This is a genomic window from Thalassoglobus neptunius (assembly GCF_007859735.1).
In the GTDB taxonomy this organism is placed as follows: domain Bacteria; phylum Planctomycetota; class Planctomycetia; order Planctomycetales; family Planctomycetaceae; genus Thalassoglobus; species Thalassoglobus neptunius.
On record NZ_SIHI01000018.1, the window covers coordinates 19,737 to 38,953 of the forward strand.

Here is a 19,217-nt window from a genome sequence, read left to right on the forward strand (position 1 = left end):
AGACAATTCGAGTCGAGCGGGAGAAACCTCCAGCGACTCATAGACAGTCCGACGACGAGACCTAAAATGGATTGTTCAAGACTTCTGAAACTCTGTTGAAAGAACATCATGAATCAACTTGTTCAGCGTTTCATGTGGGGAATCCTGATTGGAGTCACTTCGACGCTGAATGCTCAAGATCCCGTGACTTTCAACGAAGTACCGCTCGAGGTCAGCCAAGTCGACAACGAAAACTTTCTCCAAACGGTTCGTCGGTCACAAGAGTCAACGGTCGTTGTCGAGATGCTCGGTCGAGACGGAGATCCGCTCGGGATTGGAACCGGGTTTGTCGTCCGTTCTGACGGGCTCATTGCAACCAATCTTCATGTCGTCGGTGAAGCCCGTCCGATTCGAGTTCGCCTCTATGATGAGCGCGAGTTTCAAGTCACCTCCATTCATGCGACAGACAAATCTCGCGATGTTGCATTGATCAAGATCGATGCCACCGATCTCACTCCGCTGCCGCTCGCTGAACCGGGTTCGCTGGAACAAGGGGAAGTGATCTTCGCACTGGGCAATCCTCAGGGGCTGGAGCACAGTGTCGTCACCGGAGTCGTTTCCGGGTTCCGGGACGGAGTGGACGAAATGAAGCTCATCCAGCTGGCCATTCCAATTGAACAGGGCAACAGCGGCGGACCACTCCTCGACATGGACGGACGAGTTCATGGGATGTTGACGCTCAAATCACGACTCACTGACAACCTCGGTTACGCCGTCCCCATTGACGCCGTCCATGACCTTCTGGAATCTCCCAATCCTGTCCTGATGGAACAATGGCTGACGATCGGAGCGCTGAACCCGGAGCAGTGGGAGCCACAAGGAACGAGCGTGAATTGGAGGCAACGGGCTGGCGAAATTCATGTTTCCGGACAGGGAGACGGTTTCGGCGGACGAGCTTTGTGCCTTCATCGAGCAGACCTTCCAGAACTTCCATTCGAAGTCGCCGTTGACGTTCGCGTTCACGAAGAAGACGGAGCCGCCGGACTGGCATTTCACTCCGACGGGAACGACATCCACTACGGATTCTACCCAAGTAGTGGAGTCTTGAGGCTCACCCGCTTCGACGGCCCGACCGTTTACAGTTGGAACGTTTTGCAGGACCAAAAGACAGTACACTGGACTCCAAATTCCTGGAACAAGATCAAAGTTCGAATAGAAGAAGATCGACTTTCCTGCTTTTGCAATGACGAACTGATCTTCGAACAGATGCATCCACAGCTTCAATCCGGAAAGATTGGATTGGTCAAGTTTCGACATACAACAGCTTCGTTCAAGCGGTTTCGATTCGGCTCGGAACTTCCCGACGAACGGCCAAGTCCTGAAGTTCTAGCGCGGGTAAATTCGCTCGCCAATGAGATTCCGATCTCGCGTCCGATTCCGATCGACTTCGTTCGGGAACAAACGGATCTGGACATGGTCGGTCAAAAGGCATTTCACTCAGCTGCAAAAAACCTGGAAGCTCAGGCCCAACAGTTGCGCGTACTTGCCAGAGAAATCCACGAAGAACAGACGCGTCAAGAACTCGTCGCCAAACTGGAGGCGTCCCCTCCCGAGTTAATCGAAGCTGCCTTACTGATCGCCCGACTGGAGAATCCAGAACTCAATGTCGAAGAGTACCGTCAAACGGTCGATGCACTCGCGCAGCGTTTTCTGGACTCCATCCCCGAGGATCTCCCCCCTGCCGAAATCCTGGATGCGTTTCACGAATTTCTGTTCGAGAAGAATGGATTTCATGGCAGCCGGACAAATTATTACAGCGCGTCCAACAGCTATCTGAACGAAGTGATTGACGACCGCGAAGGGCTTCCGCTCACGCTGTCGATTCTTTATCTCGAACTTGCACAACGCGTCGGTCTGACAGCATCCGGAATCGGTTTACCGGGCCACTTTCTGGTTCGGGTCGACCTTCCGGATGAACAGAAATACATCGACGTTTTCGACAAAGGGACAGTGCTCACTGAGATGATGTGTCGCCGACTTGTGCGGGAAACGACAGGTCTTCCGTGGAACGCAAGCTATTTGGATCCGCAGGATGCGACGTCCATTATCAAGCGAATGCTGAGAAACCTCATTGGCATTGCCAACTCCGAATCCGATCTCGAAGCAGCTCTCCGGTACACACGAACGGTGCTCGCCATCGATCCGAATTCTGTTGAAGATCGTCTTTACAAAGCCGTCCTCTGCTACAACACCGAACGCTGGGACGAAGGACTGGAAGAGGTTCGCAAGGTGCTGCAAGAGCAACCGCCAGAGATTGAACTTGGCCGAGTCCGTGAACTCCAAGACGCGATTCTCGAACGGCAAAGAGAGTCGGAATCAGGGAGTGACTGAGGAATCCTCAACTGCTTCCAGAATTAGATTGTACTCTCCGACGTTATTCGAGCGGTTGTTTCCAAAGTCGTTGACCTGAAACATCAGCAAGCCGCCGAATTCGGATTTGATGGTTCGCGAACTCCCGATATCGATCACTTCCATCCGCTGTCGGTTCGTTTCATCAACGTATGCGGGATCGATCAAGACCGCAGCCATGAGTCGCCCGACGGGAAAACCGTTCGCATACTCAATCGTAATTCCCTGCGGTTCACTCACCCAGTCGACTGGAGTCGTATTCAGCACGGCTTGGCCCTCAGCGGTCACGTGAACGGTTTCTCCTGCTTGCAAGCGGTAACCGGTCCATGTCCATCCCTGATTCGCAGCGATGGAGAAAGTCGCCCTTTCAGGAAGATCGACCGGAGCCTCATCGCTCATCACGAACGCATTCGTTTCGAATTCCCATCCGAAGTCAATCGTTCGACAGAACTCCTCCCACTCTGCTTCCAAAAGCCACAGATCGGGAGCGAATTGTTGATCGGCGATTCGAACGAAATCCGGTCCGACGAGATGATCACGAAGCAATCGAAACCGTTTTTGATATCTCGGGTGAGAATCCAGAAACTTGCACAGCGCCCAACTCCAGGCATAAGGCGTTGATCGCGATTTGCTGAACTCGACTTCTCCAAGCTCGCTGACTTCAACGACGCTCAGCCTCTTACCTGCTTCGACTTCTTCACGAATCATGTCGATTCTTCCGAAACCGAGAAACTCTTCCGGCGAATCGGGCATCACACCGAACTCGACATGTCCGCGTTCATTGAACCGATGGGTCCCGTAAAAGTCCGCAATCCCTTCAAGATACCAAAGCGGAGGATGAATTCCCGGAACGCGCATCATGAAACAGTGAGTCGCTTCGTGAATCGCCAGATGTCGGCGATAGTAGTCGAGTTCCTGATCATACATCCAGAACTCTTGTCCGAAATGTTGACCATGCTGAAACCCTGCGAACTCTTCAGGCAACAGCCCCGAAGCCAGAAACCGGTCACGCTCGGCGATGAGGTAACCCGATATCTGAAACTCTTTTTCGTCACGGGCAGGCGGCAACGGACCGAAATCTTCAACCAGCCGTTCATACACAAGATCGATCAGCGGCGGGATGTTTCTTGCAATATTGGCGTCGACATCAGTGTAGAGCCGCAACCGTTTTGACTCGTAGACGTCGATGTCTGCGTTCTGCAAAACTTGCGGATCGACGAACCGACGATCGTCATCGGGGCGAAAAACTGGTTCCGGACGAGAATCGACGATCTCATCGGATTCCAATGTCTCGGCCCCTTCATTCGAAGCGGTTTCGTTGTCTTTGGAGACGGAGGATCTCGTTGTGACAACGGCCGTTTCAGGTGCCGAACGGATCAACTCGTGAGGAGATGGCGAATCACTGCAGCCGACACTCACCATTGCCAGCGCAATGAAAACAACTCGATTTCGCCGACGGCTCAGTTCCGGAACTCCCACAATCTTTTTACTCCGTCAACTCGATTGTCGCTCCACCTTGTCGTGCCGATGCGAGACACGCATCCATAACGATCTGTGTTTTCAATGAAGCTTCCGGCCAAAACGGATCGATCTCTCCACTCAACACAATGTTGCTGAAGTTGCGAAAGAGATTAACTTCCTGAGCGTCGGGCGCGTTGTTGCTGTACTCGGCAATTGTGTGCTGCGTTCGATGGCGTTCCATCACAAACTCACAGCCATTGACATTAAAGACCGGTTTATTGACTTCAAATCCGAGTTCATTCCCAAAGTAAGGCAATACAAAATCGTGCAACTGCAGATTTCCTTTCGTTCCGCTGACATGCACAAGCTGTTGATGCTCAGTTCGGAACGAATTGTAAAATCCAGCGGAGACTCCTCCGTCGAACTGTAACTCTCCGACAAACTCCATCGGAACGGGATTCGGGCTGTCTGCCCGGCCATGTTCTCCGAGTTGCCGTCCCGAGACTGTTTTCGGCAGTTGATAATTCATCACGAACAGACACATCCGAATTGTGTACCACCCGAGATCGCCAACACACCCCTGCGGCTCAAGGTCGCTGCTGACGCGGATATTGTTCTGAATAAATTCGTCTGGGGCACAGAAGGAAAAGTGCGTCTGAATTCGGCGGAGCTGGCCGAGATTGTTTTCGTCGTCGATGACGTCTCGAAGGGCAGCGAGCCGTTTGGAGTGCATGTACATCACTCCGTCCATGAACTGGACATCATTCTCGCGGCAGGCGTCGAGCATCTCGTTCAGATCCGATACCGAAACAGCACATGGCTTCTCACACATCACGTGCTTGCCAGCCTGAGCAGCCTTGATGACCCACTCCTTCCGCAACCCCGTCGGCAACGGAATATAAACCGCATCGATATCATCACGATCGAGGAGAGCCTGATAACCTTCAACAGCATCCGGTCGTTCTGCGACTGGTCGGCTTAACTGGCATGCATCGATGAATGCCTCCGAGCGTTCTTTGGAACGACTCGCGATCGCAACCACTTGTCCATTCCCGGAATTCCGAATGGAGTCCCAGTTCTTCATCGCGATGGCAGCAGCTCCGAGCACGCCCCATCGACACTTTTTCTCGGTCATCAATTGGTCTTTCAAACATCAAACAAAAGACAAATGGTCTTTGCGAACAGACACATCTTTCAACAATCGGACGAGCCACACATTCTACCAGACGGGAGTCTTTGAACCGAATTCGTCCTGTGAACTTTTACGAATTCGCGCCGACCAATCTGATCGATGCACTCGCTGTCATGAGAAACTCACGATTCCCCCGTTTCAGATGACATCCTGAGAACTCTAAAACGGGCTCCGATGGGTTTCGAGGCATCTTTGAGTGTTTGTTTTGAATTCGCAACCGATCTGCTTCAATTTGAAAAGAAGTCACAGTCGCGTTGCGAATGCTCACAGCTTAGAACCGCCCAGTACGACGCTCTCGGCCGGGCAAGACTTCCAAACATGTCGTCCACCAACCGGTTTCGATCGTCTCGATGAACTCCGGCGGGAGCTTTTCGGCCTTCATTTCCGCAATGAGACGCTGATAGTCGTACTCTAACGGCACGAATTCCACTTCGAATTCCCCCTCGCTGACGGTCAAGAGAGTGTACCAAACGTTGCGTTTTCCGTCGTTTTCCGGCCTCCCAAGAACGCCGACGTTCACAAAACTCCCGCCATTTGAGAGTTCCCGCTTCCAATGCAAACCGGTGTGAGTTCCGCAGATGAGATCGCACTCAAAGTCTCGAGTAAGCTTCTCCAAAAAGTGCGTACTCGTTGTCGACTCCCAGAGAAACTCATTCGTCTTGCGGGGACTGCCGTGACAGACAAGGATCTGTTTTCCTTCAATCTCCAGACGAATCTCGGATGGAAGTTCTCTCAACCAGCGCCGATTTGAGGGGTGAGTCTTCTCGTAAGTGTACTCATAGCTGATCTGTGCAAAGTAATTGTCACGAGGATCGGTGTATCCACACTGACAGTCATTCAAATCGTTGCCGATGCTGTGATCGTAATTCCCCTGCACTACCTGCACTTGATGGTCGAACAGAAGCGGAAAAACCTTATCCGGGTGCGGACCGAAGGCTCCCAAATCGCCCAGGCAAAACAGACCGTCGACGCCTCGATTTTCTGCGTGATGAATCGCCGCTTCGAGTGCCACCCAGTTGTTGTAGACTCCTCCAAAGAGTGCGACTCGAGTCTTCCCCATCTTCCACTTTCAATTCGTGCAAATTTCTTGCGATGCAGAGAGTCACTGACGCTCGAGCAAGTTGCTCTTTCCTGTGTACTCGCTTCCGCTGTTTCATCAGGTAAACGGCTGATTTTGCTCGTACGAGTGAGTGCAAACCAAATCAGAAAACTCTCTATTCACGACGACTGGACGATGGATTCGTGCAAATTGAACCATATTGGTAGCACGTAAAACATGCCCCATGAACGATCTCGAAGGGCTGCAACGATTCCTTCAACGACGTTCCGAGGACCGAATCGGGACTCTCAACGAGAATAGGACAGACATGCACGCCGCGATCGGAAACCAGCCGACTATGGCTGCAGACGAGAATTGACGAATCGAAGTCTTTCATCATTTCCTCGTCGACACGCTCGAACGTTTCGTATCCGCAGGTTCGTTGAGATTCCGCTCCAATCTTGAGCCGAGGAAGCAACTTCAAGCGGGGACGATCATATCCATGATCCGCGAGGACGATTCGGAAACTCGACAGAACTTCTTCGTCTTCGTGATCCTCCCATGTTCGCGTCATGGTAATGATCGGAAGGAATCCGTGACGAACGAGGGCCTCGACTCCCTTCATCGCTCGCTCAAAGGTCCTCTCGCCTCGAATTGGATCATTGATTTCAGGAGTCGGACCATCAATCGAAACGCGAAACTCCAGTGTGTATCCGGATTCGTCCTCAGCACGTTGAAGCCGCTCGAGCCAGACATCCTTGAGAACAGTTCCATTGGTCAGCACTGTGGCTGGCCCGAAGGTCAGTGTCTCTTCCAGGATGGGAACCATCTCACGATTCAGAAAGGGCTCACCCCCTGTGAAGTAATATTCCTTCACCCCGAGGGGAACGGACTCCAACAGATACTTACGAACCATCGCCAGCGAAAGAAACCCGAATGAGTCGTTCTTTGGACTGCAACTGATGAAACAGTGATGGCATTCCAGATTGCAGAGAGTTCCTGCCACCTGAAACCACAACTCGTCGAGATCTTTAATCTCAACTTGTGGAGCACGTTCGATCGAAAGTGTCTCGGTTTCCATTCCCGTCGACTCTGAGAAAACTGATTGACTGGACGAAGTGATGTTTTCTTGAGTGTGACAAGTTACACACTCGCTGAAAACAAAAATCCGCAATCGTGCAAGCATCCGCAATCAGAGGAACATCTTCAGTGAAGGAGCTCACCAAACACGTCCATTTTCTCATTCGTTCCGGAGGTCCAGTGTCATTGAGTCTGATTGTTCGGACATGAAGTCCACAACGGTTTCAATCGCCTGAAGCATTTGCTTCTTGTCAACTTCATGCACATCGATCTTCTTCCCGATCGCTGGCAACATCGTCAACGTCAGTCTTCCCCCGAGATGCTGCCGGAATTCTTCGAGACCGTCCAGCAACGTCTCTGTTTCATGAAGCATCGGATGGTTCAAGTGAAGTCCGAGGTTGCGAAGGCAATGCAACACGCGGACCGCATCCGCTTTAGGCAGACCGTGTGCGAGAGACGAATACACCGTGTCGACCGCCACTCCGATCGCGACAGCTTCCCCGTGACGGACTTCAAAGTTTGTCATCGGTTCCAGTTTGTGAGCGGACCAATGGCCGTAATCCAAAGGCCGTGCTTCCAGTGCTTCGAAAGGATCTCCGCCAGCTGTGATGTGCTCGATATGCAGCTGGGCCGACCGACGAATGACTGGCCGCGCGGCGTCCATGTCACGTTCTCGAATACGATGAGCGTCCCGTTCAATTCGAGCGAACTCGTCCGCATCCTTCAGCAGCGAGACCTTCACCGCTTCCGAGAATCCATTTCGGAACTCACGATCGGGGAGCGTTTCCAGCATCGCCTCGTCATTGATGACAGCCCACGGGACGTTAAAGGTGCCGATCCAGTTTTTCTTGGCGAACAGATTCACGCTGTTCTTCACGCCAACGCCCGAATCCGCTTGAGCCAGCGTCGTCGTCGGAATCCGGATGAGACGAATCCCACGGTGAGCAATTGCTGCCGCGAAACCGACAGCATCCAGAACTGCTCCTCCGCCGATCACCACAACATAGCTGCGACGATCAAGATCGGCAGCGTTCATGCACTTTAACATTCGCTCGATAATGTGAATGTCGTTTTTGACTTCTTCTCCGCCGGGGCATGTTTGAATATTGCCGACCATGTTCAATTCGTTTGAACGCGCGTTGGCAAACCGTCGAATCTTTGAACTGAGGTTCGGCTGCGCTTTCGCCAGCAACTCATCCACCCAGAACTGCACCCGCGGAACCCGGTCGCCTGAGAGTTCCAGAAGGTCGGACAGAACATCCTGATCGCGCCCAAACAAATCCCTTGTGAAGCGTAATCTGTGGACGCACGGGACGTGAAACTGGATGTCGAGTGATTGATTTTGAGAGTCGGCACCGTCCGGGAGGGATGAATTTTCTTGGTTCATAGCGACTTTGTGGCAGGGACAGCGCAAATTTGGCTGCCGTAGTTCGAAGAGAGTCCGTTCGGGACGCTGGATTGATCAATACAGTTTTGCGCATTGAAAGAGGTGATGCAAGTCAATCTCTCAAAGCTTCCTGCTGTACAACTCGCGAGTCAACCTCTTTTGTGCATTACCGTTGGGACGGACAGCGCGTCTCCGAAATTCGTTGACGAGACTCGTTCAACAAGTCCCGGACGATCGATTCAATCAGACAGGTTAATCGGGATGAACGTCAGAGAAATCCGGTTTCTGATCCGCGCCTTCATTCGTATGAAGTTCCTGAACAGTTGGTCGACGGCGACGCTGAGCTTTCTTCGGGATCAGTTGCCGCATCGACTCCAATCTTCCGAAGCACAGCAACCGATCTCCCGGCTCCAGAATCCGATCCGAACGAGGATTCGGGATCACGGTCGTCCCCCGGTAAAGTGTCAGTGCGTTGATATCTTTCTCTCGCAATCCGGACTCGGCAACAGTTCTCCCGATATACTCCGATCCTTCAGGGATATGAATCTCTGAGACGCCGTATCCCCTGCTGACGGTCAGACGCTGACGAATGTCAATCTCAGGAAAGTCGACCTGTGCTGCGATGTAATCGATGATGGACCCGGCAACGTCTAACTGAGTGCAGGTTTCAATCCCTTCCAGCCCGGGGGATGAATTCACTTCCATGATCTGCGGACCGTCATTCGCTTCGAGCATATCGACCCCCGCCACCCGGAGCCCCATTATTTGAGCTGCTCGCACAGCCGCGTCTCGATATCGTTCATCCAGTTCGACCGGTTCCGTTCGCCCACCGCGGTGGACATTGCTTCGGAATTCCTGCCCTTGCGCAACTCGTCGCATCGCCGCAACAACTTGAACGCCGACGACGAAAGCGCGAACGTCTCGCCCTTTGCTTTCGGAAACAAACTTCTGGACGAGCACATTCTGTTTGGTACTCTGCATCGTCTCAATGATCGCTTCGGCAACTTTCACTGTATCTGCGAGAATGACTCCCACTCCCTGAGTTCCCTCAAGAAGCTTAATAATCACGGGCGCTCCCCCGATGCGTTGAATCGCAGGAAGCACATCCGCACGATCGCGGACAAAGGTCGTCTGCGGAATTCCGATTTGGTGTCGGCTGAGAATCTGAAGACTTCGAAGCTTGTCGCGGGAATTCGCAATCCCATTCGATGTGTTGGCTGAGTAGATATCCATCTGCTCGAACTGGCGGACGACAGCGGTCCCAAAATAAGTGATCGACGCCCCGATCCGGGGAAGCACTGCGTCGAAATGGTCGAGCTGTTGGCTTCGGTAGTAGAGCTCTGGCTCCCCTTCTTCGAGATCAATCGCGAACTTCAGAGTATTCACAACTCGCGCACTGTGGCCACGCTGTCGAGTCGCTTCGATGAGTCGACGTGTGCTGTAGCACTTCGGGCTGCATGAAAGAATGGCGAGTTTCATTTGATTGGGTCGATTGAGACTAGAAAAAACAGAAGAGATCGTCGTGCTCACAGATCGATGAGCCACCGGACCCACAAAAGGCAAACCCGAACACTCAATGCTGATTTCATTGTAAAACCTATCACTGAAGAATTCGAATCTTCTTCCGTAATCGGCCGTCCACGTTCTGATTGAGTCGGCAACTCGATTGGCGAAACTTCACCCGAGGTCGAAAAGTCGGACTCTCCACTTTCAGTGACCGAAGTTCCGGTTCTCAGACATTGCGTCGGCAAAAACGGCTGAATGGATGCATGTCAGCAGCCATCCCCTCACTTCGAGGTTGAGTCGAAAACTTGCAATTTGTATGCAGCACCCATTGTGAATACAGCATCTTATCCGGGATGTGATTCTGCATCGAAACTCCCCCGACAACAATTCCATCGGGCAAACGGTTTGCGGCAACTTTTCTGCTTCGTGAAACCTCTCCAAGGATCTCTTGATGTTCTGGAGTCGATCGAAATTCAAACGCGCCTGCACACATCGGTATCTCGATATGTGGGCGTTCATGAGTCTGCACCCGACCAATATCGAGTTGCTTCAACGTCTGAAAAAAGCGGACGACCAGCGTTTCAGTGCGAACATGGATGTCTGCGGAACAGTTTCTGAACACGATATTTCAGCCAATTCCTGGGACTCAACACACATCGTTGGAATCCGATCGGACATCTGGCACCCGAACCCGGAACAGCGAGAACGAATTCTTCGCAAGATTCGGGAAGAACGCGAAGACTGGTTGCGAAAGAAATTTCAGAAGTCCGGAAGACTGAGCGTTGCGAAAGAACGCGAATTTCAACAAAAGCTCGAGAACGACCGGGTCATGCTGACGCAGCCGGAAGAGATCGAGAACCGTCGACTCGTTTTAAAGCTCTTTCGCACCGGCACCAAACGCATCAACTGGGCTGGCTCCATCGAGGAAGTCGTCTCCAGAGAAGTCCACAATTCTCTGGGAGCCAAACGCACGATGCTCTCGTTCGCAAGTTCACTCGAACGCTACGAATACATGACGTTGCTTCAGGAAAACAATCGCTTGCTTCGCTTCCCGTCGACATTCAGCTTCAGCTACTACGACGACAAGCAAGATCGAATGTGTTACCTGCGGATCAAACGCAAATGGGTTTCAATCGGAGCGGACTATACGATTGTCGGCCAGAATGGAATCGTCGGGGAGATCGACGGAGCCTTGATCGGACTCGGCTATAATGCACACATTCTGATTTACGACGAGACACTGGCGAAAGACAGACGTTTCGTCGATCTGATCACGCTGTTCGCCACAACAGTGGGCTATCAATCCGTTCTCAGGCGTTGTGTCAAACGGCGAATTCGGTCAGTGCGGGCGGGTCTGAGTGTTCAAAGTGCCATCGAGGATGAAGAATTCGATCTCCTGAGAAACCCACGCTCGCGCGGGGCCGCGTAACAGTCGGTCTCATCCTCCCGAAGCGGGGAGATTGAGCGCAGCGACCATTTCTTGAAATCGGATTCTTCTTGCTGGACCCTCAATTGAGAGATGTTTCGTCCGTTGTCTGTCGAATGATCAGATTGAGGTGTTTACGAATGGAGTTCCAGGATTGTCGATGCGACGAATCTCGTGAGAGCGCATCCAGAAGACGGACCGCTTCCCGGGCAGTTTGATGACTCGATGCAGAGTCTCCCTCCAGAAACTCAATCTCGCACTGGAGAACAAGAGCTCTGAGAGCATCATTGGAATGCTCTGAAAGAGACTGATGTTCCAGCAGAGCTGAGAGGCAATTCCGCGCCCCCGTCAAGTCGCCAGCGTCGAGGTCTGCCCGAATCAGTGCCAGATACGCTCCGACTCTCACATCTGCTTCCAGATGAATCAGAGACATCAACAGCCGTCTTGCCCCGCCCTTCTCTCCTTCGGCAATCAGAACATTGGCGTGACGCAAGAGAAGTTCGTAGTACGTGTCTTCTTCGACTTCGCTGAAGTCGTCTCGAAAAATGGCACTCGTCGCACGTTGAAGCGCGCGTTTCACCTCGTTCGAATCTCCAAGTTGGGTCCAGAGCCCGGCCTTTGCCATACAAATTCGAACGACCCAGTCATTCAGCTCAGTCATTGACGCAAGTTCGAGACCTTCGTCCCAGACTTTGATCGCTTCGAAATAGCGATTGGATTGTTCAAGCTCGTATCCCCGTTGAAAGAGCGCCTGCGGCGCGCATGCCACACTCGATTCAGGGACTACGGACTGGGAAGAAGGTTGTTTCTGTTTGCTGTGAAGCTGTTCAACTTCATCCAGAATCAACTTCGCAGTCGCATTTAAGCGCAAGTCAGTCATTCGCCCACACGAGGGGCGGCGAATTTGAAGAAGGATCTACGGAGGACAACCTGAGAGATTAGAAGTATTATGGCTGGCAGCCACCGTTGTCAACCATTGGCTTGATCACAAGTTACGCACAGGATCTGGATCGTGCCCTTCTGTTCCGGCACGATCGATTAGCTATCGGAACACATTGATTCACGAATGACTCGCGGCGAATCGCCGGACAGTCTTCAGCGACTCGCACCAACGATCGCATTCTTCTCCCAGGGAATCTGGGCAAAGCGAGTGCAGAAAGACAACTAAAATGGTCTAAACTATGGGAATTCTAAAGTTGCATTGACGTATGGAATGTTAAGCAACTAACACAGTTCCCGGACGAAAGTGGCTCGCCTTTGTCCGGACGACGGTTCACGATTTGGATTGAGGAACTTTTCAGATGAATTCGGAAGAAGCGATCCCACTCACCTCGCGCACGGAACGAAGGATCACAACCCTGCAACAGCATGTCCTGCAGGAACAGCATCGATTTCCGGGAGCGTCTGGACAATTCTCGTGGCTGATGTCGGGAATCACGCTGGCAGCCAAAATGATCCAAGCCCAGGTTCGTCGAGCAGGCTTGACCGATCTTCTCGGTGAACATGGCGAAACGAATGTTCAGGGAGAAGTGCAACAGAAGCTCGATGTATATGCCAATGAAGTCCTCGGAGAATGCCTCAGCCATCGAGAGAGCATCGGCATTCTTGCTTCCGAGGAGAACGAAAAACCCGCGTTGATGCATCACGAATCCCCCAACGCGAACTATGCCGTCATCTTCGATCCATTGGACGGATCCTCCAACATCGACGTCAACGTGAGTGTCGGAACCACTTTCTCAATTCTCCATCGTCCACACGGTGAGGACTGGAACAATCCGGAAAAGTGGATTCAACAACCCGGAAGCCGACAAGTGGCAGCTGGCTACGTTCTTTACGGCTCATCGACAATGCTGGTTTACAGCGCAGGAAACGGAGTTCACGGATTTACTCTCGATCCCACAATCGGCGCGTTTGTCTTAAGTCACGAAAGCATTCGCATGCCGGAGCAAGGCAAATACTATTCACTCAATGAAGCCAATTCGGAGCAGTTTCCGGAAGTCTATCGACAATACATTGACCATCTCCGCCAGGGGCAACTCAACCATCCTTATTCATCGCGATATATTGGTTCGATGGTTGCCGACTTCCATCGAACTCTCTTGAAGGGGGGAATTTTCCTTTATCCCCCGACTGAGTCACACCCCGATGGAAAATTGCGGCTCCTGTACGAAGCGAACCCCGTTGCGTTTCTTGCAGAGCAAGCGGGAGGAACTGCAATTGATGGAGAGCGCCGAGTTCTCGATATCGAACCCGAAGGAATTCATCAGCGAACACCGCTCGTCGTCGGAAGTCGTGTCGAAATGGACGCATTCACAGAGATGTTGAAAACCGGGAACAGCGTCACCGCCTGATATTCCACGACATCTCGTGTTCGGCCTTTGACATTCAAGCGAGAAAGTGCTGAATGCGTTGGAAGGCACGAGTACAGAGCAACCTCAGGACCGACCTCTCGTGCCGGGTAGTCTTGTTGCTCAGAATGAATCGTCGACGTTGAGGGATTGCGCAAGCTGTTTGATTTCTTCCAGAATCGAACGGTGAAGCGGAATCCCGGTCGTCGAGTACTCATGAAAGCAGTCAGCCCCTCGCTCGCCCGGGATCCGAAATTCTCGATCGCCCTCTTTGGCTTTCTCCTTCATTTCTTCGACCGCGACATCGATCCGTTTGTGAAAACGGTCGGCCTCTGTGAAGTGTCCAATGTCCAGAACGATCACAAAGTGTTGTGAGTCGTCGCTGGAGTCGGTCCCCTTCTTTCGAATCGCCATCTGCCCCCCAACGAGCGGGCCCGCAAGGATCGATCCAAGGAACGACAGGCCAAACCCGAGTTCTCCCCCGAGTGGCATCAATGTGGCAGCAGCATCGATATCGGATGTTGGCTGACCTTCAGAATCGAAGGCAAAATCATTCGGCATCGAGACTCCGAATCGCTTCAGAAGATTCAGTTTCCCCCACGACTCCACACCACAAGCTGAATCAAAAACGATAGGCGGCAAATCCTTCCTCGGGATCACATATGCGAAGGCAGCATTTCCGACCACTCCAGTCGTCATGCCGGGGGCAGCGACCGTCGCACCACCCGTACTACTGAATCCGATCGCAATCAAACCGTTTTCGCTGGCCATTCGAAGTGGAACGGAGAGAGCCCCGAGAGTTTGACTGTTTCCAATACAAGAAATTCCGACGCCTGAGGATTTCGCTTTTGCAATCGCAGCTTCTACGCCCTTCGTTGCGGCCAGATGCCCCAGGGCACGCCCTCCATCAAGAACCGAAAGCACATCATTCTCGTCCACAATCAAAACCCGGGCACGCGGATCGACATCTCCGCAATCGATGGCAGAGACAAGCTCCCGAATTCGTCCGCATCCATGTGAGGGAATTCCGTACAGGTCCGCTTCCACCAGACGTTGTGCTGCGACAGTCGCATCGAACTGAAAGAGGCTCTTCTTCACGAGAATCTGCTCGACGACAGAAACCATTTGCTCGACCGGAATTCGGATCAGATCGGGAGAGTCAGTAGGAATTGGAATCGCTGACGACATGGCCATTTCAGACTAGATTGAGAACTCATTGAAGGTTGATATCGATTGAAAGCGTAGCTGGAATTGCGGAATGAGTCACGCATGAACGCTTGCCGATATCCTTCAGAATCGCCATTCTTGAGTTGGCTTTCCCTCACTCACTCCCTCGTTCACCCTGCTCACCGCAGCCAGCAAGAAAACCTTCACCAATGAATCTCTTTCCTCGCAGCGTCTTGCACTCTTTGATTCACTGCCTTGGTTTCTTTCTGGCAAGTGTGAGTTTTCCGATCCATGCATCCGAGAAACCGAATATCGTTTTCTTCTTCATCGATGATCTTGGGTGGACAGATTTAGGATATATGGGAAGTGAATACTACGAGACTCCCCATATCGATTCGCTTGCTCAACAAAGCATGGTGTTCACCGACGCCTATGCCAATGCGCCGAATTGTGCACCGAGTCGAGCTTCTCTGATGACGGGAAAGTACACCCCACGTCACGGGATTTATACGGTCGGTGACCCCAGAAGAGGGAACAATAAAGTCCGCAAACTTGAGCCGATCGAGAACGAGACTGTGCTGGCGGATGATTTCGTCACCGTTTCGGAAGCCTTGCAAAGCAACGGTTACACCACAGCCAGCATGGGAAAATGGCACCTCGGCAGCGATCCGCGAACGCAGGGTTTCGACGTCAACGTCGCAGGTCGCGAATGGGGAAGCCCGAGCGGAGGAGGCTATCACAGCCCGTACCACTACCCGGAACTGGTCAATGAAGAACCGGGAGAGTACCTGACAGATCGATTAACTTCGGAAGCTTGTCAATTTATCGAGGACCACAAAGAGGGACCGTTCTTCCTTTATCTGACACACTACGCGGTGCACACTCCCATTCAGGGGAAAGAAGAACTGGTCACCAAGTATCAACAAAAGACGAAGACCGAAAGACACAACAACCCCAAGTATGCCGCGATGATCGAAAGTGTCGATGACAGCGTTGGGCGGGTTTTGGATGCCGTCAACGAATGTGGTTTGGATGAGAACACGATTGTTGTTTTCTTCTCCGACAATGGCGGGTTTGGAGGAGCGACTTCGAATGCTCCGTTGCGAGGAGCAAAAGGAATGCTGTACGAAGGCGGCATCCGAGAACCGTTGCTCATCAAGTGGCCGGGAGTGACATCACCGAATGAGCGATGCAGCGAACCAGTCATCGGAATCGACCTGTATCCCACTTTTCTTGAAATGACCGACACGCCCACTCTATCAGGCGTGGAACTCGACGGCCTCAGCCTCTGCTCGCTTCTTCGTGATCACGAATCGACTCTCGACCGACCCGCAATCTTCTGGCACTTCCCCTGTTACCTTCAAGGGAAAGGCGATCCTCATGGGGGACCATTCCGAACCACTCCGGCAGGAGCGATTCGCATGGGCAACTGGAAGTTGATCGAGTGGTTCGAAACCGGCCGGTTAGAACTCTACAACCTCGACTCAGACTTGGGAGAAGAAACCGACTTGTCCAAATCTCATCCCGAAGACCTCAAGCGACTCCACAGCGCCATGATTCAATGGAGGGAAGCTGTCAACGCCCCAATTCCAACAACTCCGAATCCTCAGTATCGAGCGAACCGGAATTAAGCAAACCCGTTATCGCCCGAGATTTTCAGACTGCACAAACGAAGTCGCTTTCGACGAGCGATTCGTTTTCAATCACCGTTTTGAGTCAGTTCGCAGAGTGTGATCAGAGCTTCTACACCATCTGATTCACAGCTGCGAACTGGTTTTGACGAGGCGAACGTCGCGGGATTGGAAAGGACGATCCATTGCCAGCGTCACGTTCAGGCGAGGTGACACAGCTGGCTCAACCCACGGAGCCACTGAGAAACCACGAATGCGAGTTCCAGTTCGTGCCAGTGAGAATGAGATTGACTCAGAGAACTCGGTAGGCGTTGGCGAGACAATTGGTGTCTCATCATCGGCCCCCAACAAAGTGAACCGCTGAAACTCAGGGAGTTCCACTCTCTTCAAACGTTGAAAGGCTGCGCGAATCCGACCGCGAAGACTTTCCTCAGATTCGTTCGATTGGAAGACCATAAACGTCACCACGCCCGACTCAGGATCGAGTTCGATCCCATCGCTCCCGGTTCGAATTCGATAAAGTGGTGCGTCCTCCGTTTCGACAGCATGCATCGGCAACGAGTTGAGACTCTGAGAATGGCTGTGATGAATGAAAAGCTTCACTTGCTCCGGGTGGTCTGAAATAAAGCTCAGATCGAGGCGTACAGGTTTCAGGTTTTCAATGACACTGCGTCGCTGATCAATCGAATGTGTCGAAGCACTGCCAACATTCGCCGCGGACTGGGAATGCTGAGCCGCAGTCTGAAAAGAAGAAAATGTCAGCCCCCCTCCCATGAGACTGAGAGCCCCCGCGAGGAAGAACATCATCGCCAGACCGCTCGGCTTCTGACGGTGGGTCAGGTCTGCTTGTAGTTCGGCAATGCTTTGATAACGGTCATGAGGCTCCGGTGCGATCGCTTTCACACAGATCGCAGTCAAGCGTTTGTTCTGACCAACTTTTTGAAGTTTGCGAATGCTCTCTTCGAGTGCCCGTCGATGATTTCCGTACAACGACGCCGATAGAGATCGAACCGGACTACCTGTGAGCAGAAAATAAAGAATCGCCCCGACGCCAAACACATCGGTTTGAACATTGAAGTCCTCGAATGCTCCGTCGAGTTGTTCCGGAGCGACGTATTCCGGAGTCCCAGCTACGGACTGACTGGCACCTGACTGTCGGGAAACGAACCACGCAGTTCCTAAATCAATGAGCTTGCAGTTTCCCTGAGGAGTCACCATGACATTTTCAGGTTTGAGATCGAGGTGCAGAATCCCTCCGGAATGGATTGCTTCAACAGCCGAACAAACTTGCTTGAGCGTGTCACGAATCCAGATTGAATTGACCGATCGACGTCGGAGTTCTCCGACAAGCGTCCACCCTTCGACGTACTCCATCACCAGGAACGGGTGCCCATTGTGGACGCCCGTGTCATAGACTTGGGCGAGCCGCGGGTGATTTACACGCGCCAGCAGTTCTCCTTCGTCTTTCCCCCATTGCTGTGCATCCATCCCCTTTCCGAGGGAATCTCGCGAAACCTTGATCGCGACTTGTCTCTTTAGTCGTCGATCAAAAGCGAGATAGACTTCTCCCTGCCCTCCGGAATTGAGGCAGTCACAAATCTCATTACGGTCGATCCGATCACCCGCCTCAAGCATGGGCGCACTGGTTTCGAGCGTACTTCCCAGGAGTTGATTTGTGTGCTCCCAAGCTTCATCGATCGCCTTCTCCAAGTCTGTCAACGATGCAGTGCTCTCACGTTCGTCGAGGAGTTCAAGGTCTTCCTGAATGCTCAGAACGCGCGCCCGACAGGTTTCGCAGATGCTCAAGTGCTCGTGACTTTCGATCCAGTTCCCCGCAGGTTCATCGTCGATTAGCTTCCAGAGTTCGACGTCATTCAAACACGACAGATTCTTCACCAGCCAATCTCCGTTTCAATTCTTGGCAACGTGTGCGAATTCGGGTCAGAGTGCGAGAGCAGTTCGCATATACAGCGTTCTCAGACAGTCCGAGTTCGATTGCGACATCTGCCGCAGGCATTTTCTGAAGGCAATGCAGATCAAAACACTTCCAGGTTTTTGAAAGCGATGCCTCTTTCACTTGGGCAATCGCCCTGTGCATCATCGAACGCTGCTCGACTCTCAGATCATCGCCAGCTTCCTGAGCCTCGACCGCGGCGCAGGCTTCCTGCAGTGATGTGGCTCGTCGGACTTTTCCGGATCTCCAACGGTCTCGAATTTTGTTGACGACGACACACTTGAGCCAACTTCGGAACCTCCCTTTTGACTCATCCCGTTCGAACCGCCCAATGGAATGCATGATCTGAATCATCACATCTTGAACGACGTCATCAATTCCCGCATTCTGAACTCCGTGACGCCGGCACATGTCGGCGATGAGCGGTCGATAGATTTTGACGAACTCAGTCCACTTGTCTGAATTGGAGAGATCACGAATTTGCAACAACAACGACCGCCTGGTAGTCGGCATGATTAACAATTCCCTTTTGCATCTGGAACGTGTGTGCATGATCACTACGTAATGAGTGGCCGGACCTTACAGGCAAATTCGAAACTTGGCGGGACAGGCATGTCTCAGCGGCACGCAGATCACAC

At 52.4% G+C, this 19,217-nt stretch carries 14 protein-coding genes; 4 read left to right on the forward strand and 10 right to left on the reverse strand.

The features are described 5' to 3' along the window. The first annotated feature begins 108 nt into the window (after positions 1-108). Positions 109-2,370 carry a transglutaminase family protein gene (locus KOR42_RS18345; RefSeq protein WP_146511300.1) on the forward strand — a complete coding sequence of 754 codons (2,262 nt, stop codon included), beginning with the start codon at positions 109-111 and terminating at the stop codon, positions 2,368-2,370. Here KOR42_RS18345 and KOR42_RS18350 read toward each other — a convergent pair. From KOR42_RS18350 to KOR42_RS18375, 6 genes are all read right to left on the reverse strand, one after another. Then, positions 2,356-3,867 carry a hypothetical protein gene (locus KOR42_RS18350; protein ID WP_146511301.1) on the reverse strand — a complete coding sequence of 504 codons (1,512 nt, stop codon included), beginning with the start codon at positions 3,865-3,867 and terminating at the stop codon, positions 2,356-2,358. The genes KOR42_RS18345 and KOR42_RS18350 overlap by 15 nt on opposite strands. 7 nt (positions 3,868-3,874) lie before the next feature. Continuing rightward, positions 3,875-4,984 carry a Gfo/Idh/MocA family protein gene (locus tag KOR42_RS18355; RefSeq protein WP_146511302.1) on the reverse strand — a complete coding sequence of 370 codons (1,110 nt, stop codon included), beginning with the start codon at positions 4,982-4,984 and terminating at the stop codon, positions 3,875-3,877. A 328-nt stretch (positions 4,985-5,312) separates the two neighbouring features. Further along, a complete protein-coding gene (locus tag KOR42_RS18360; protein WP_146511303.1) occupies positions 5,313-6,101 on the reverse strand; it encodes a metallophosphoesterase family protein in 789 nt (262 codons plus the stop codon). 154 nt (positions 6,102-6,255) lie between these two features. After that, positions 6,256-7,161, reverse strand: a complete 906-nt coding sequence (locus KOR42_RS18365; protein ID WP_146511304.1) for a radical SAM protein — start codon at positions 7,159-7,161, stop codon at positions 6,256-6,258. Positions 7,162-7,320: 159 nt separating this feature from the next. Further along, positions 7,321-8,547 carry a 3-dehydroquinate synthase gene (locus KOR42_RS18370; protein WP_146511305.1) on the reverse strand — a complete coding sequence of 409 codons (1,227 nt, stop codon included), beginning with the start codon at positions 8,545-8,547 and terminating at the stop codon, positions 7,321-7,323. A 252-nt stretch (positions 8,548-8,799) separates the two neighbouring features. Next, on the reverse strand, positions 8,800-10,026 hold the full coding sequence (locus KOR42_RS18375) for a RimK family alpha-L-glutamate ligase (RefSeq protein WP_146511306.1): 1,227 nt from the start codon (positions 10,024-10,026) through the stop codon (positions 8,800-8,802). A 478-nt stretch (positions 10,027-10,504) separates the two neighbouring features. Between KOR42_RS18375 and KOR42_RS18380 the strand changes: the two genes are divergently transcribed. After that, complete coding sequence (locus tag KOR42_RS18380; RefSeq protein WP_146511307.1) at positions 10,505-11,482, forward strand: hypothetical protein; 978 nt, start codon at positions 10,505-10,507, stop codon at positions 11,480-11,482. 79 nt (positions 11,483-11,561) lie between these two features. On the opposite strand, the gene KOR42_RS18385 is transcribed toward KOR42_RS18380, so the two are convergent. Continuing rightward, positions 11,562-12,359 carry a tetratricopeptide repeat protein gene (locus KOR42_RS18385; RefSeq protein WP_146511308.1) on the reverse strand — a complete coding sequence of 266 codons (798 nt, stop codon included), beginning with the start codon at positions 12,357-12,359 and terminating at the stop codon, positions 11,562-11,564. A gap of 469 nt (positions 12,360-12,828) precedes the next feature. On the opposite strand from KOR42_RS18385, the gene fbp reads away from it, so the two are divergent. Next, a complete protein-coding gene (fbp, locus tag KOR42_RS18390; RefSeq protein ID WP_390620894.1) occupies positions 12,829-13,830 on the forward strand; it encodes a class 1 fructose-bisphosphatase in 1,002 nt (333 codons plus the stop codon). A 120-nt stretch (positions 13,831-13,950) separates the two neighbouring features. Here the strand turns inward: fbp and KOR42_RS18395 are convergent, their stop codons facing one another. Further along, entirely contained in the window at positions 13,951-15,015 is a 1,065-nt protein-coding gene (locus KOR42_RS18395) for an Ldh family oxidoreductase (protein WP_197441330.1), read from the reverse strand. 188 nt (positions 15,016-15,203) lie between these two features. Here KOR42_RS18395 and KOR42_RS18400 point away from each other — a divergent pair, with 188 nt between their 5' ends. Further along, complete coding sequence (locus KOR42_RS18400) at positions 15,204-16,625, forward strand: sulfatase (protein ID WP_146511311.1); 1,422 nt, start codon at positions 15,204-15,206, stop codon at positions 16,623-16,625. A gap of 126 nt (positions 16,626-16,751) precedes the next feature. On the opposite strand, the gene KOR42_RS18405 is transcribed toward KOR42_RS18400, so the two are convergent. Beyond that, positions 16,752-18,521: a serine/threonine protein kinase gene (locus tag KOR42_RS18405; RefSeq protein ID WP_146511312.1), complete on the reverse strand. Its 1,770-nt coding sequence runs from the start codon at positions 18,519-18,521 to the stop codon at positions 16,752-16,754. Then, positions 18,496-19,092 (reverse strand): RNA polymerase sigma factor, encoded by a 597-nt coding sequence (locus tag KOR42_RS18410; RefSeq protein WP_197441331.1) that lies wholly within the window; start codon positions 19,090-19,092, stop codon positions 18,496-18,498. The genes KOR42_RS18405 and KOR42_RS18410 overlap by 26 nt, the downstream gene beginning before the upstream one ends. Positions 19,093-19,217 lie beyond the last annotated feature (125 nt).